The following is an 11,893-nucleotide window of genomic DNA, read 5'->3' as shown; positions in this document are numbered from 1 at the left end:
ATGACCCAGCCTACCCCCACATCCATAACGGCCCCTTCCGGCGCGGACGCCGCCACCACAGTGCGGATGGAAGCCGCCGGACTCGCAGCACTGGCCCATGCTCTGGAAGACTCCACTGGACTAGGGGGGGCTTTTGCTGCCGCCATGGCCATTCTGCTCCCTCTACCCGGCCGTGTGGTAGTGACGGGTATTGGCAAGTCCGGCCATATCGCACGCAAGATACAGGCTACGCTGGCCTCCACCGGCACGCCCTCGCTGTTCGTGCACCCGGCCGAGGCCTCGCACGGGGATCTGGGCATGATCCAGCCCGGCGATGCCATACTGGCCTTTTCCAATTCGGGCGAAACCACGGAACTGGCTGACATCGCAGCCCATGCCCGCAGCAGCAAACTGCCTCTGCTGGCCGTAACCAGCCGGGCTGACTCCACTCTGGCTGCTGCCGCCACGGTGGCAATGATTCTGCCCGCCATGCCCGAAGCCTGCCCCATGGGGCTGGCCCCCACCACCAGCACGCTCTGCCAGCTTGCTTTTGGCGATGCGCTGGCCGTGGCCCTACTCCGCCAGCGCGGGTTTACGGCGGCGGATTTCAGCACCTTCCATCCCGGTGGGCGGCTGGGTGCGCGCTTACGCACGGTGCGCGAACTCATGCGCACGGGCGCTGCCATGCCTCTGGCCACACCGTTGGCCCCCATGCGCGACGTGATCATGGAAATGACACATAAGGCGCTAGGCTGTGTAGGCATTGTGGGGCAGAATGGCGCTCTGGCCGGACTGATAACGGATGGCGATCTGCGCCGCGCCCTGGATCACGATCTGACGGCCACCCTTGCCAAGGATGTCATGAACACCATGCCGCTGACGATAGAGCCAGACATCCTCGCCTCTGAAGCGTTGCGGGTCATGAACGCGCGTGCGCGGCCCATTACCTCGCTGTTTGTTCTGGGGCCAGACCGCCACCCGCTGGGCGTGATCCACGTGCATGACCTGATCAAAGCCGGGGTTGAATGAGCGAGCTTCCTCCCGAAACACCGCACACGCCCGAGCCCGCGGACAACGCCAGCCCACGCGCCCAACGCGCTGACTTTGCACGCCCACGCACGCTCATGGCGCAGCAGCGCGAAAAACTGTCGACAAACAAGACTCGCCGCGCCGTGCCTGACAGCGCCAATCTGGCCCGCCGCCGCGCCCTGTTGCGCCGTGCCAAATGGGCTCTCCCCGCAGCCGCCCTGCTGCTGTTGGCCAGCATTATCGCATGGCCCGAAGTGGAGCAGCGGCTCAGCGCCAACAAAACCGTATTGCGGGAACTGGCCAATATCCGCATTGAAAGCGGCAACCTGCTCGGCGCGACCTATCGCGGGGTGGACGAGCAGCAGCGCCCCTTCATGATCACGGCGGATAGTGCACACCAGATCAATGACAACCGCATGGATTTGACCAAGCCGGTAGCCGATATTCTCCCCCAGTCGGGTGGGTGGATGCTGGCCCGTTCGGCCAAAGGCGTTTACATGCAACACGCGCACCTGCTGGACCTGACGGGCGATGTCACGCTCTACCGCAGTGATGGCTTGATGATGCACACCCCGATGGTGGATATAGACGTCAGGCGCGGCATTGCCGCCTCCGATGCTTGGGTGCATATCGAAGGCCCGTTCGGTCAGCTTGACGCACAGGGCTTCCTGCTCTCGCAGCATGACGGCATCGCGCAGTTTCGCGGCCCCGGTAGGCTGATCCTGAATGACGACCGCCACAGCACCCCGGACCAGAGTAAAAAGGCGTCCTGACATGCGTAATGCCCTCCCTTTCCTGTCCGGGTCGCTCTGTTGGCGTCCAGCACGTGCCTGCATGCTGCTGCCGGGCCTTGCACTGGCAGCGCTGGCATTCGAACGTCCAGCCCACGCACAGGCTATCGACATGTCCCACGGCGGGCAGATTACCGTAACCGCCGCAGGTGGATTTGACTGGGATCAGAACCAGAAAAAGGTCACGGCCTATGATCAGGCCAAAGCTGTGCGGGGCGATGTAACCGTTACAGCGGACAAGCTGATTGCCTTTTACCGCAAGAAAGCCCCGGCTGACGGCGCCACACCTGCCGATGCCACGCAGCCCCCGACCCAGCCGGATGCCGGACAGCCTGCTGCGGACAAAAAAACCGCTGACCAGCACGATAACGGGCAGGATTCCGGCGCCAATGAAATCTACCGGCTTGAAGCCATTGGTCATGTTCATATCTACACCCAGACCGATCAGGCTTGGGGCGACCGTGCGGTGTATGACATAGACCAGTCCACCATGGTCATGACCGGCAAAAATATGAAACTGACCACCCCGCAGGATGTGCTGACCGCGCGGGATTCGATGGAGTATTATGCCCAGCAGCATATTTCCATCGGTCGGGGTGATGCCACCGTCACCACCAATGACCAGCGCCAGATCCGGGCCGATGTGCTCGTAGCCTACAGCGCGCCCGATGCCCCTGCGGACAACAAGACGGACAAAGGTGCGGCCGATGTCACATCGCCCATGGAGAACGGTTCGGGCAAACTGGAAAAAGTGAACGCGTTCGGCCATGTCTGGGTACGCACCCAGACGGAAACCGTTACGGGGGATCGCGGCGTTTACGTACCTGATACCGGCATTGCCCGCATTGTCGGCAATGTCCATATCACACGTGGGCCGAACCAGATTCAGGGTGCGGCCGCCATCATCAATATGCACACAGGTCTGGCGACCATGTCGGAGCAGCCTGGTGGGCGGGTAAGCGGTGTGGTGGTTCCCGCCAACGCCGATACATCGGACAGGAAATAGCATGACCCCCGAAACAGAGCAGATGCTACCCCCCTCTGACGGCGTTGACAGTGCCCCCACAGGCCTGCCCAACACAGATACGCCGGGCAATGGCCTGTTCGCGCACGGGATCGGCAAAAGCTACAAGAAACGTGAAGTGGTCAAAAACGTCTCGATCGAGGTGCATCGGGGCGAGGCGGTGGGCCTGCTCGGCCCCAACGGCGCGGGCAAGACCACCAGTTTTTACATGATCGTGGGTTTGATCCAGCCCGATACCGGCTCCATCACCCTTGATGGCGCGGACATAACGCACCTGCCCATGTATCGCCGCGCAAGACTGGGCATTGGCTATCTGCCACAGGAAGCCAGTATTTTCCGTGGACTGAATGTCGAACAGAACATTATGGCGGCACTGGAGGTTGTGGAATCCGACCCTGACCAGCGCCAGATGATGCTGGACAGCCTGCTGGGCGAATTCGGTATTTCTCACCTGCGGCGCTCAGCCTCACTCTCACTGTCCGGTGGGGAACGCCGCCGCCTTGAAATCGCGCGCGCCCTTGCCAGCCAGCCGCACTATATCCTGTTAGATGAGCCTCTGGCGGGTATTGACCCCATTGCCGTAGGCGAAATCCGCGATCTGGTTTCGCACCTGAAAGACCGTGGCATTGGCGTGCTGATTACCGACCACAACGTGCGTGAAACGCTCGAAGTTATCGACCGCGCCTATATCATGCACAGCGGACAGGTTCTGATGCAGGGTGTCCCCGAAGAAATCGTGGCGCATGAAGATGTCCGCCGCGTCTATCTGGGCGAAAGCTTCTCGCTCTAGCCCGCCAGCACGAGGTTGGAGGGGCCGCGCTCAAGCACTTCCACCTTGTCGCCCGCCGTAATCATGCCTGCTTTTTCCACAACGGCATTCTGTGCGAACATGATGCCGTCCTTAGCGCGGCGGAACGTCGATAATGTGCCCAGCGGCTCGCCCGGCGTGGGAATAGTGCCGGTATGCTGGTCTATGGTTGTCACCACGCAGCGCGCACAGGCCGCCACAATGCGGATCAGTGCGGTGCCGATAGAGAGCAGTTGCCAGCTATCTTCCTCCCACGGCAGGCCGCCTTCCACTACGATATTCGCACGAAAACGGTTCATTGGAATAGCAGGCTTGGGGGCAAGCCGTGCGTTCAGGTCATTCAGGGACGCCATGCTGGCGACCAGAAGCGGGTAGCCATCGGCAAAAGAAACCGGAACATCCTCGCCCGACAGATCGCGTATGCGCGCAAGCTCGGGCACGTGCATCCACACCAGCCTGCATTCCCGGCCTAGCGCCTCGGACAGCCAGTGAGCGGCGACATCGCCCGCATCCCGCGCACGCACGGTATCGTTCCATACGGTTACGACACGCTGCGGGGCCTCCACATCGGGAAACCGTACCGGACACGGCCTGCTGCCAGCACGGGTCAGGGTCAGCCCTTCGGATGTCGGAATAGGCGTAATCAGCGCCATGCCACGGCAGGCGCGCTGCGTCAGAAAACGGCCATCGGGGTCCACGATCATCCAGCGTCGATCGCCCTCCAGCCCCCATGGCCGCACAAGGGCCGCAGGCGGGGTCAGGCCATGCAAACCCTTGACGGGGTACAGGTGCACACTGGCCAGAGACAGATCACCCATGATGCCCACGCTCCAGAACCGGTGCCGCAAAGGCTGCGGGGGGTGGGGCTTCGAGAACAATAGGCGGCGCTACAGGCGCTGGGTTCTCGCGCTCGGGTGCAAGCAGCTTTACAGGAATATGCAGCATGCCCGCCTTAGGTGCCGCACCGGCACCCTGCGGGCCTGAGCCGTGGGTCATGTGCCACATCAGCCCACCGTAAGCCAGCGCCAGAAAAGCCAGACAACCAAGCCTGATCCGCCACTGCCAGCGGCTGCGTGGCATACGCGGCATGGAATCCGCAAGAGAAGAACGCAGGAGCATGGTGGCTTTCCTTCAGAATCCGGCCCGCCATGCAGGCCCGATTTCTACATGGTTACGCATTCACACCCGAGCGATGCAACCCTGCCCCGCGCTGCTGCATTAAAACCTTAACAAAGACATGGACACGCCCCCGGAAGGCGTGCCCAAATAGCAAATGAAGCGTTGCGGTGTCCACCCGCCACGCAGAAGGGCATACCGCCCGGGCCTGAATCCGCGTGCGGATTGACGCCGCCTTTTCAGGCTCGCTCGGCTCTGCCTGTCAGCAGCAAGGAGCAATGTCCTATGCATATACAGGTTTCCGGTAAACAGGTTGACCTTTCCAGCGCCCTGAAACATCGGGTCAACACGCATCTCGGCACCTTGGCTGAACGATACTTTGACAAGGGGCTGGAAGCGCAGGTGACATTCAGCCGTGCGCGCTCGTTCTTTACCTGCGATATCAACGTGCGCGCGGGCCGCGGCCTTATCCTGCGTGGAGAAGGCGAAGCCTCGGATGCCAACGCCGCCTTTGATGATGCAGCGGAGCATATCGCCAAGCGTCTGCGCCGGTATCACCGGCGGGTTACGACCCACAGCCGCACAGCTCCCCGGCAGGAACTGCCGCAGAAAGCCCGTTCCTATATCCTGCGCCCGGTAGATGAAAGCGAGAACCCCGCTCAGGCGGGAGACAACCAGTCCCGACCGGATGAAACCTACGCCACCATCATTGCCGAACAGCCCACTGATATTCCCCTGCTTGCCGTAGGCGAGGCCGTCATGCGACTTGACCTGGCAGGGAGCGACTTCATGCTGTTCCGCAATGCCGGAAACCGGCAGATCAGCCTCGTTTACCGGCGAGATGACGGTAATATCGGCTGGGTGGATACCGCACCCGTCTAAAGGGCCTTGGCCTTACAGCCGCAAGCCACAATAAAAAAGGGGCCGTGTAAACGGCCCCTTTTCCTGTTGGCCGATATGGCCAGACCTTACTGAAGCGAAGCAGGCACCATGTCATTCTGCATGATGGCCCCCCACGCGGTTTCCATGTCTTCCACCACGGCCAGAAGAGAGCCATCGGCGGCGTAAATGGCGCAGCCTTCGTCTCCGTCTTCCATTGTTGCGGGGCGCATATAGGCAACCTGCTGTAACCCCAGAGAACGGAACTGAACGTCCGAAAGCTGGCGCACATCAAGCAGCGGTTCGGCCTTCAGCAACGCCGGGCCACGGCTGTTTTCACTTGCACTTTTCATGGCGTCCTCCTTCTTGCGTGCTCAGCTTTCGCTCACATCCGTAACCGGACGGAGCACCCGGGCGGCTGTGCGGGGCTTGAGTGTAGCACCTGCACGTTTTTGTCCGCCCTGGATAATTTCGATCTGCTTGACCCGCACCTCGGGCTGGGGGCGGAACAGATCAATATGCAGCAGGCCGTTATCCAGCCATGCACCACCGGTTTCTATCCCTTCGGCCAGAACGAACGCTTTTTGGAACTGGCGAGAGGCAATGCCGCGATGCAGGTAAATTTTTTCCTCGCCCTCATCGGTCTGGCGTCCACGGATCACGAGCTGGTTGTCTTCTTGGGTGATCTGGAGATCTTCCATACGAAAACCGGCGACCGCAAGCGTAATGCGCAGTCCGTTCTGGGCAATCTGCTCGATATTATAGGGCGGATAACCATCCCCCGCCCCTTTACCGGCGCGTTCGAGCATCTGTTCAAGATGGTCGAACCCCAAAAACATGGGCGACCCGAAAAGCCTGCCTGACATGATGTAGAAGCCTCCTCCTTCCTGAGCGAGACAGAAAACCGGACCCTTAACGGCGTTCCGACTTTCTTAACGATATGGGAGGTTCCGCCCCGTACGCAACCCCGCCCCGCTATATATGGTGGGATTGTCCGCTTATTGGCCTACGGCCTGTGGCCCCGGAGTGACAACCACACGGGCGGTTGCCCTCTTCCCTCAAGCGCTACCCTGCATGGCGCCTGCGGGGGCTATTTTGTCAGGCTCAGGCTGCTTTTCTTCTGGCATCTGCCCTGACAGGGCGCTAAATCCGGCCTTATGACAGACGCAACCCTGACCAATGCCGCCTTTGCCGCCGCAGCAGCCCAGGCGGCTCCGCTTGAAATTCTGACGCCACCCCACCCGGTGCTCCGCCAGAAGGCCCGCCCTGTGCGCCCTGAAGATATGTCCGACATCCGCGCCGTGCTGCCCGGCATGTTCGCGGCCATGTATGCCGCCCCCGGCATTGGCCTTGCCGCGCCGCAGGTTGGCATCAGCCAGCGTTTCCTGCTGGTTGATCTGGGCGAAAAAGACGCGCGTGACCCGCTGATCATGATCAACCCCGAGATCATCCGCGAAACCAGCGCCATGAACGTGCATGAAGAGGGCTGTCTGTCGCTGCCCAACCAGTATGCCGAAGTCGCTCGCCCCGAAGGCGTGCGCGTGCGCTGGACGGGTATTGATGGCGCCACCATCGAGCGTGACGCCAGCGGCCTGCTGGCCACCTGCATCCAGCATGAAATGGATCATCTCGAAGGCGTGCTGTTTGTAGACCACCTGTCCAACCTGCGCCGCAACATGATCCTGCGTCGGCTGGCCAAGGAACTCAAGCGCACCTAAGCCCCAAGTCCCGTTAGCAGAAAGCCCCGGTTCATGCGTCTTGTCTTCATGGGCACGCCCGACTTTGCCGTGCCCGCCCTGCGTGCGCTGCACGCACGCGGGCATGATATTGCCGCCGTCTACTCCCAGCCGCCCCGCCCGGCAGGCCGGGGTAAGGCCGTGCGCCCTTCGCCCGTTCACCGTGCCGCCCAAGAACTGGGGCTGGACGTGCGCCACCCGGTATCCCTGCGCGCCAATCAGGCGGAATGGGATGCCTTTGCCGCACTCAAGGCCGATGCCGCCATTGTCGCGGCCTATGGGCTGATCCTCCCGCCTGCCATGCTGACAGCCCCCCGGCTGGGCTGCCTGAACATCCACGCCAGCCTGCTGCCACGCTGGCGCGGCGCCTCGCCTATCCAGAGCGCTATTCTGGCCGGGGATACGCAAAGTGGTGTAACCATCATGCAGATGGAAGCAGGGCTGGATACCGGCCCCATGCTCCGTGCGGACAGCGTGCCCATTACGACCGCCACCACCGCCACAACCCTGCATGACCAGCTAGCCCTTATGGGGGCGGAACTGGTTGTGCATGTGCTGGCCGAAGGGGCCACCCCCGTAACACAGCCTGAAGACGGTGTGACCTACGCCCCCCGCCTGACCCGTGAGGACGGACGCATAAACTGGCAGGACAGTGCCACAGCCATTGACCGCCGTATTCGCGCACTTACGCCGTGGCCCGGCACCTTCACCACCCTGCCAGATGGCACGGTGATCAAGATCGGGGCTGCCACTCCCTGCGCAACACGACACAGCGCCCTGCCCGGCACCATTCTGGACGATGATCTGAACATCGCCTGTGGTGAAGGGGCCATCCGCCTGCTGGCCCTGCAACGCCCCGGACGCGGCATGATGCAGGCCGATGCCTTCCTGCGCGGACAGAGCCTGCCCCCCGGCCTGCGTCTGGGCGAAGACACAGCCCATACCCATGACTGACACACCAGCCATCCAGCGCTGGGCTGTCAGGATCGAGTATGATGGCACGGGGCTTGTCGGCTGGCAGCGCCAGTCTTCTGGCGTTTCCGTGCAGGGCCTGCTGGAAGAAGCCGCAAGCCGGTTAGCGGGTGGTACGCCGGTTGGCAGCATTACCGCCGGACGCACAGATGCTGGCGTGCATGCTCTGGCACAGGTCGCTCATCTGGATTTTCCCGCCGGGATAAAGCTGACACCCCATGCCGTGCGCGAGGGGCTGAGTTATCACCTCAAACCCCATGCCGTTGTGGTGGTGGATGCGGCCCCGGTCTCTCTTGACTGGAATGCCCGGTTTTCCGCCACATGGCGGGCTTATCGCTATCGCATTCTCAACCGCCGCGCCCGCCCGGCACTGGTGGCGGGGCATGTCTGGCACGTTAAATCTCCGCTGGATACCGAGCGCATGAACGAGGCCGCCAGCCTGCTGCTGGGCCTGCATGACTTTACCTCGTTCCGCGCGGCGGCCTGTCAGGCCAAAAGCCCGATCCGCACGCTCGACCATCTGGCCGTACGGCGCGAGGGAGATGAAATCCTGATTACCGCGCGGGCGCGGTCTTTCCTGCACCATCAGGTGCGCAACATGGTCGGCACGCTCAAACAGGTTGGATGCGGATACTGGGCGCCCGAGCGGGTGGCGCAGGCACTCGCAGCGCGTGACCGTTCAGCCGCTGGGCAAACCGCCCCCGCCGAAGGGCTTTACCTGAGCGGTGTCGGTTACGAACCCGACCCGTTCAGCCCGCCAGCAACCGAGCGCTAAAGGCTACAGGATAGCGACCCGCCATACTGGCAAAGGCCATATGGCGGACATTACACATGCCTCAGTGCTGGGCTTCGCCGCCCACCATCGGCTGAAAAAGATCGTGCATGAACAGATAGTGCGGCGGCAGCAGGGCTGCGAGGGCATACAGCACGAAGCAGGCCAGCAGCACGGACAGGTAAACAATAATGGCGCGACCAGCGCCAAGCTCCAGCCCCACCCGCGCGATAAACCACTGCAACCACATTTCATACAAGGTGGCCACAAACACCAGAGCCACCATAAAGGCAGGCTCCTTGACCAGCGCTGGAAACAGCAGAACAGCCAGCATGGTGCAGGCCAACGACACCAGCACGATCATCCAGTTGCACCAGGTCGCAGCCGTCATATAGCGCAGCCACAGCCCCTCGCGCCCCCAGCGCCGGGCATAGGCATGGGTAATGACAAGCGGCAGCAGCAGAACGCAGAACGACAGCAGCACCTTGACCAGTTCCATAACCGGATCAGGCTGCATGAAAACCTGCAACGCCCCTACCAGAACAAAAGCAAGCTGGGGCGCCATAGCCGCGCCAAGGGCGTTGGTCGTGCCTTCGAAGCACGCAAGCCCTTCGCGGCGACCAGAGGACAGGAGCAGCATGCCCTGTATGATGCGCTTGACCACGCCCATCGGTTTGCCGTCAGAAATCACGCGCACACCTCTTGCAGAAAAGTCTGGTAAATACAGGTCAGTTTCTCAAGGTCATCCACGGCCGTATGCTCATCGACCTTATGGATGCTTGCCCCCACCAGCCCGAACTCGGAAACCGGGCAGTACTGCGCAATAAAGCGCGCATCCGATGTGCCGCCTCCGGTATCAAGCGCTGGCTCCAGCCCCGTAACCTGCGTAATGGCAGCCACCAGCGCACGGGTTTCGCGCCCCGGCTGGGTCAGGAAAGATTCTCCGCTGATCTTGGCCGTAACGGTCGAGCGCGGGGCATGCTGGCGGCACACCGTTTCAATCCACCCGATCAGTGCAGCCCCTGTGTGGAGATCATTAAAGCGGATGTTCAGCCGTGCCTGCGCGCGGGCGGGAATGACATTGGTGGCCTCGTTCCCGACATCAAGGCTTGTCACCTGTAGGGACGAGGGTTCGAAATACTGCGTGCCATTGTCCAGCGGCGTTGCCCGCAGGGCTTCCAGAACGGCCAGAAGGCGGTGTACCGGGTTATCTGCCCGATGCGGATAGGCCACATGCCCCTGCGTGCCTTCCACCACAATCTGGGCGTTCAGGCTGCCACGCCGCCCGACCTTGACCATCTCCCCCAGCGTGCGGGGGTTGGTTGGTTCACCAACAAGGCAGTAATCAGGAATCTGGCCGTTGGCCTGCATCCACTCCAGCACCTTGCAGGTGCCATAGGTGGCCGGGCCTTCCTCATCGCCCGTAATCAGCAGGCTGATGGAGCCGTTAACACCACCGGCAGCCGCCTGCCGAGCCACGGCTGACACGAAGGCGGCAATGCCCCCTTTCATGTCACAGGCGCCACGGCCATAGAGCAGACCATCGGCAATATGCGCCGCATAAGGCGGGTAGCGCCAATCTTCCTCACGGCCCGGCGGCACCACATCGGTATGCCCGGCGTAACAGATATGCGGCCCGCCTGTGCCCAGACGGGCAAAAATATTGGGCGTGCATTCCGCACCCTCGCCAAATGGCAGATGGGTGACGGAAAAGCCCAGAGCCTCCAGCATGGAAGCTAAAAGACGCTGGCTTTCCCCCGGATCGGGAGAAACGGAAGGCAGGCGGATAAGCGCCTGCGCCACGGCCACAGGGTTGGACAGGTCTCCCGGCCGCAATGTTTCGGCCGCGCAGGCTGTGCCATCTGTGGTCATTTCCGTCATGCCGGAGCCTCCTCCGCGCGATTAGTCGCGCAGCAGTTCGTTAATGGATGTCTTGGAACGGGTGCGCTCATCAACACGCTTGACGATAACCGCACAGGCCAGCGCCGGGTTGGGGCGACCATCCGCACCGACCGGGTTGGAAGACGGCATGGTGCCCGGCACCACAACCGAATAGGCCGGAACCCTGCCCATGTAGATTTCGCCCGTCGCGCGATCGACAATTTTGGTCGAAGCCCCGAGGAAAACACCCATGGACAGAACGGAACCGCGCTCAACAATCACGCCTTCGGCCACTTCCGAACGGGCACCGATAAAGCAGTCATCTTCAATGATGACAGGAGCAGCCTGCAAAGGCTCCAGCACGCCACCAATACCCGCGCCACCGCTGATATGGCAGTTACGGCCAATCTGCGCACAGCTACCCACCGTAGCCCATGTATCCACCATGGTGCCGCTGCCCACATGCGCACCCACGTTGACAAAGCTGGGCATCAGCACCGCGCCGGGCGCGATATAGGCTGACCGGCGCACAACGGCACCCGGCACAACACGGAACCCGGCAGCATCAAAGCGCGCCTGATCCCAGCCCGCGAATTTCAGCGGCACCTTGTCATAAGCCGGAGCACCAGCCGCCCCACCGGGCAGAACAACACTGTCATTCAGGCGAAAGGAGAGCAGAACCGCTTTTTTCAGCCATTCGTGCACAACCCAGCCATCTTCCTGCGGGGCTGCAACGCGCAGCTTGCCAGAATCCAGCGCATCAAGCGCCTGTTCAATGGCGGCGCGATCCGCCCCTTGGGTTGCGGAGGAAATGCCGTCACGCTTTTCCCAAAGAGCTTCAATATGCGCGCGAAGAGTTTCGTCAGTCATAACACACCGTCTGATGAAAAAATGGGCCAGAAAAAA

Annotated in this window: 15 protein-coding genes; 8 read left to right on the top strand and 7 right to left on the bottom strand. The window is 61.8% G+C overall.

The window, feature by feature from the left end; all coding sequences use genetic code 11:
• The 4 genes from J2D75_RS00770 to lptB are packed head-to-tail and all read left to right on the top strand — an operon-like array spanning position 1 to position 3,613.
• Positions 1-1,008, top strand: a complete 1,008-nt coding sequence (locus tag J2D75_RS00770) for a KpsF/GutQ family sugar-phosphate isomerase (protein ID WP_207851827.1) — start codon at positions 1-3, stop codon at positions 1,006-1,008.
• Complete coding sequence (lptC, locus tag J2D75_RS00765) at positions 1,005-1,781, top strand: LPS export ABC transporter periplasmic protein LptC (protein WP_207851825.1); 777 nt, start codon at positions 1,005-1,007, stop codon at positions 1,779-1,781. Before J2D75_RS00770 ends, lptC begins: the two co-directional genes overlap by 4 nt.
• Position 1,782: 1 nt before the next feature.
• The gene (locus J2D75_RS00760) at positions 1,783-2,805 is read left to right on the top strand and encodes an LptA/OstA family protein (protein WP_408736719.1); all 1,023 of its coding nucleotides are present in this window, start codon (positions 1,783-1,785) and stop codon (positions 2,803-2,805) included.
• Positions 2,806-2,827: 22 nt separating this feature from the next.
• Positions 2,828-3,613, top strand: a complete 786-nt coding sequence (gene lptB, locus J2D75_RS00755) for an LPS export ABC transporter ATP-binding protein (RefSeq protein ID WP_243428421.1) — start codon at positions 2,828-2,830, stop codon at positions 3,611-3,613.
• Here lptB and J2D75_RS00750 read toward each other — a convergent pair.
• The gene (locus tag J2D75_RS00750) at positions 3,610-4,449 is read right to left on the bottom strand and encodes an MOSC domain-containing protein (RefSeq protein ID WP_207851823.1); all 840 of its coding nucleotides are present in this window, start codon (positions 4,447-4,449) and stop codon (positions 3,610-3,612) included. The two genes, lptB and J2D75_RS00750, sit on opposite strands and share 4 nt — an antisense overlap.
• A complete protein-coding gene (locus J2D75_RS00745; RefSeq protein WP_207851821.1) occupies positions 4,442-4,750 on the bottom strand; it encodes a hypothetical protein in 309 nt (102 codons plus the stop codon). The genes J2D75_RS00750 and J2D75_RS00745 overlap by 8 nt, the downstream gene beginning before the upstream one ends.
• Before the next feature lie 282 nt (positions 4,751-5,032).
• On the opposite strand from J2D75_RS00745, the gene hpf reads away from it, so the two are divergent.
• Positions 5,033-5,629, top strand: a complete 597-nt coding sequence (gene hpf / locus J2D75_RS00740) for a ribosome hibernation-promoting factor, HPF/YfiA family (protein ID WP_207851819.1) — start codon at positions 5,033-5,035, stop codon at positions 5,627-5,629.
• An 86-nt stretch (positions 5,630-5,715) separates the two neighbouring features.
• Here the strand turns inward: hpf and J2D75_RS00735 are convergent, their stop codons facing one another.
• Both J2D75_RS00735 and J2D75_RS00730 read right to left on the bottom strand, forming a co-directional pair.
• Positions 5,716-5,979: a hypothetical protein gene (locus J2D75_RS00735; RefSeq protein ID WP_207851817.1), complete on the bottom strand. Its 264-nt coding sequence runs from the start codon at positions 5,977-5,979 to the stop codon at positions 5,716-5,718.
• Positions 5,980-6,000: 21 nt separating this feature from the next.
• The gene (locus J2D75_RS00730; RefSeq protein ID WP_207851815.1) at positions 6,001-6,492 is read right to left on the bottom strand and encodes an Hsp20 family protein; all 492 of its coding nucleotides are present in this window, start codon (positions 6,490-6,492) and stop codon (positions 6,001-6,003) included.
• 291 nt (positions 6,493-6,783) lie between these two features.
• On the opposite strand from J2D75_RS00730, the gene def reads away from it, so the two are divergent.
• The 3 genes from def to truA are packed head-to-tail and all read left to right on the top strand — an operon-like array spanning position 6,784 to position 9,109.
• A complete protein-coding gene (def, locus tag J2D75_RS00725; protein ID WP_207851813.1) occupies positions 6,784-7,344 on the top strand; it encodes a peptide deformylase in 561 nt (186 codons plus the stop codon).
• A 33-nt stretch (positions 7,345-7,377) separates the two neighbouring features.
• Positions 7,378-8,316: a methionyl-tRNA formyltransferase gene (fmt, locus tag J2D75_RS00720; protein ID WP_207851811.1), complete on the top strand. Its 939-nt coding sequence runs from the start codon at positions 7,378-7,380 to the stop codon at positions 8,314-8,316.
• Positions 8,309-9,109 (top strand): tRNA pseudouridine(38-40) synthase TruA, encoded by an 801-nt coding sequence (truA, locus tag J2D75_RS00715; protein ID WP_207851809.1) that lies wholly within the window; start codon positions 8,309-8,311, stop codon positions 9,107-9,109. Before fmt ends, truA begins: the two co-directional genes overlap by 8 nt.
• A 61-nt stretch (positions 9,110-9,170) precedes the next feature.
• Here truA and J2D75_RS00710 read toward each other — a convergent pair whose 3' ends face one another.
• The 3 genes from J2D75_RS00710 to dapD are packed head-to-tail and all read right to left on the bottom strand — an operon-like array spanning position 9,171 to position 11,857.
• Entirely contained in the window at positions 9,171-9,797 is a 627-nt protein-coding gene (locus J2D75_RS00710) for a hypothetical protein (protein ID WP_265782768.1), read from the bottom strand.
• On the bottom strand, positions 9,794-10,978 hold the full coding sequence (gene dapE, locus J2D75_RS00705; protein WP_207852750.1) for a succinyl-diaminopimelate desuccinylase: 1,185 nt from the start codon (positions 10,976-10,978) through the stop codon (positions 9,794-9,796). The genes J2D75_RS00710 and dapE overlap by 4 nt, the downstream gene beginning before the upstream one ends.
• A 30-nt stretch (positions 10,979-11,008) precedes the next feature.
• Positions 11,009-11,857 carry a 2,3,4,5-tetrahydropyridine-2,6-dicarboxylate N-succinyltransferase gene (dapD, locus tag J2D75_RS00700; protein ID WP_207851807.1) on the bottom strand — a complete coding sequence of 283 codons (849 nt, stop codon included), beginning with the start codon at positions 11,855-11,857 and terminating at the stop codon, positions 11,009-11,011.
• Between the last annotated feature and the right edge of the window lie 36 nt (positions 11,858-11,893).

Source organism: Acetobacter suratthaniensis, from assembly GCF_017377745.1.
Classification (GTDB): Bacteria; Pseudomonadota; Alphaproteobacteria; order Acetobacterales; family Acetobacteraceae; genus Acetobacter; species Acetobacter suratthaniensis.
Note: the sequence above shows the minus strand (reverse complement) of the source record. Positions and strands in the feature narration are given on the sequence as shown.

Coding starts and splice junctions, on each gene's coding strand:
- J2D75_RS00770 (WP_207851827.1), top strand. CDS start 1: ATGACCCAGCCTACCCCCACATCCATAACGGCCCCTTCCGGCGCGGAC.
- lptC (WP_207851825.1), top strand. CDS start 1,005: ATGAGCGAGCTTCCTCCCGAAACACCGCACACGCCCGAGCCCGCGGAC.
- J2D75_RS00760 (WP_408736719.1), top strand. CDS start 1,783: ATGCGTAATGCCCTCCCTTTCCTGTCCGGGTCGCTCTGTTGGCGTCCA.
- lptB (WP_243428421.1), top strand. CDS start 2,828: ATGCTACCCCCCTCTGACGGCGTTGACAGTGCCCCCACAGGCCTGCCC.
- J2D75_RS00750 (WP_207851823.1), bottom strand. CDS start 4,449: ATGGGTGATCTGTCTCTGGCCAGTGTGCACCTGTACCCCGTCAAGGGT.
- J2D75_RS00745 (WP_207851821.1), bottom strand. CDS start 4,750: ATGCTCCTGCGTTCTTCTCTTGCGGATTCCATGCCGCGTATGCCACGC.
- hpf (WP_207851819.1), top strand. CDS start 5,033: ATGCATATACAGGTTTCCGGTAAACAGGTTGACCTTTCCAGCGCCCTG.
- J2D75_RS00735 (WP_207851817.1), bottom strand. CDS start 5,979: ATGAAAAGTGCAAGTGAAAACAGCCGTGGCCCGGCGTTGCTGAAGGCC.
- J2D75_RS00730 (WP_207851815.1), bottom strand. CDS start 6,492: ATGTCAGGCAGGCTTTTCGGGTCGCCCATGTTTTTGGGGTTCGACCAT.
- def (WP_207851813.1), top strand. CDS start 6,784: ATGACAGACGCAACCCTGACCAATGCCGCCTTTGCCGCCGCAGCAGCC.
- fmt (WP_207851811.1), top strand. CDS start 7,378: ATGCGTCTTGTCTTCATGGGCACGCCCGACTTTGCCGTGCCCGCCCTG.
- truA (WP_207851809.1), top strand. CDS start 8,309: ATGACTGACACACCAGCCATCCAGCGCTGGGCTGTCAGGATCGAGTAT.
- dapE (WP_207852750.1), bottom strand. CDS start 10,978: ATGACCACAGATGGCACAGCCTGCGCGGCCGAAACATTGCGGCCGGGA.
- dapD (WP_207851807.1), bottom strand. CDS start 11,857: ATGACTGACGAAACTCTTCGCGCGCATATTGAAGCTCTTTGGGAAAAG.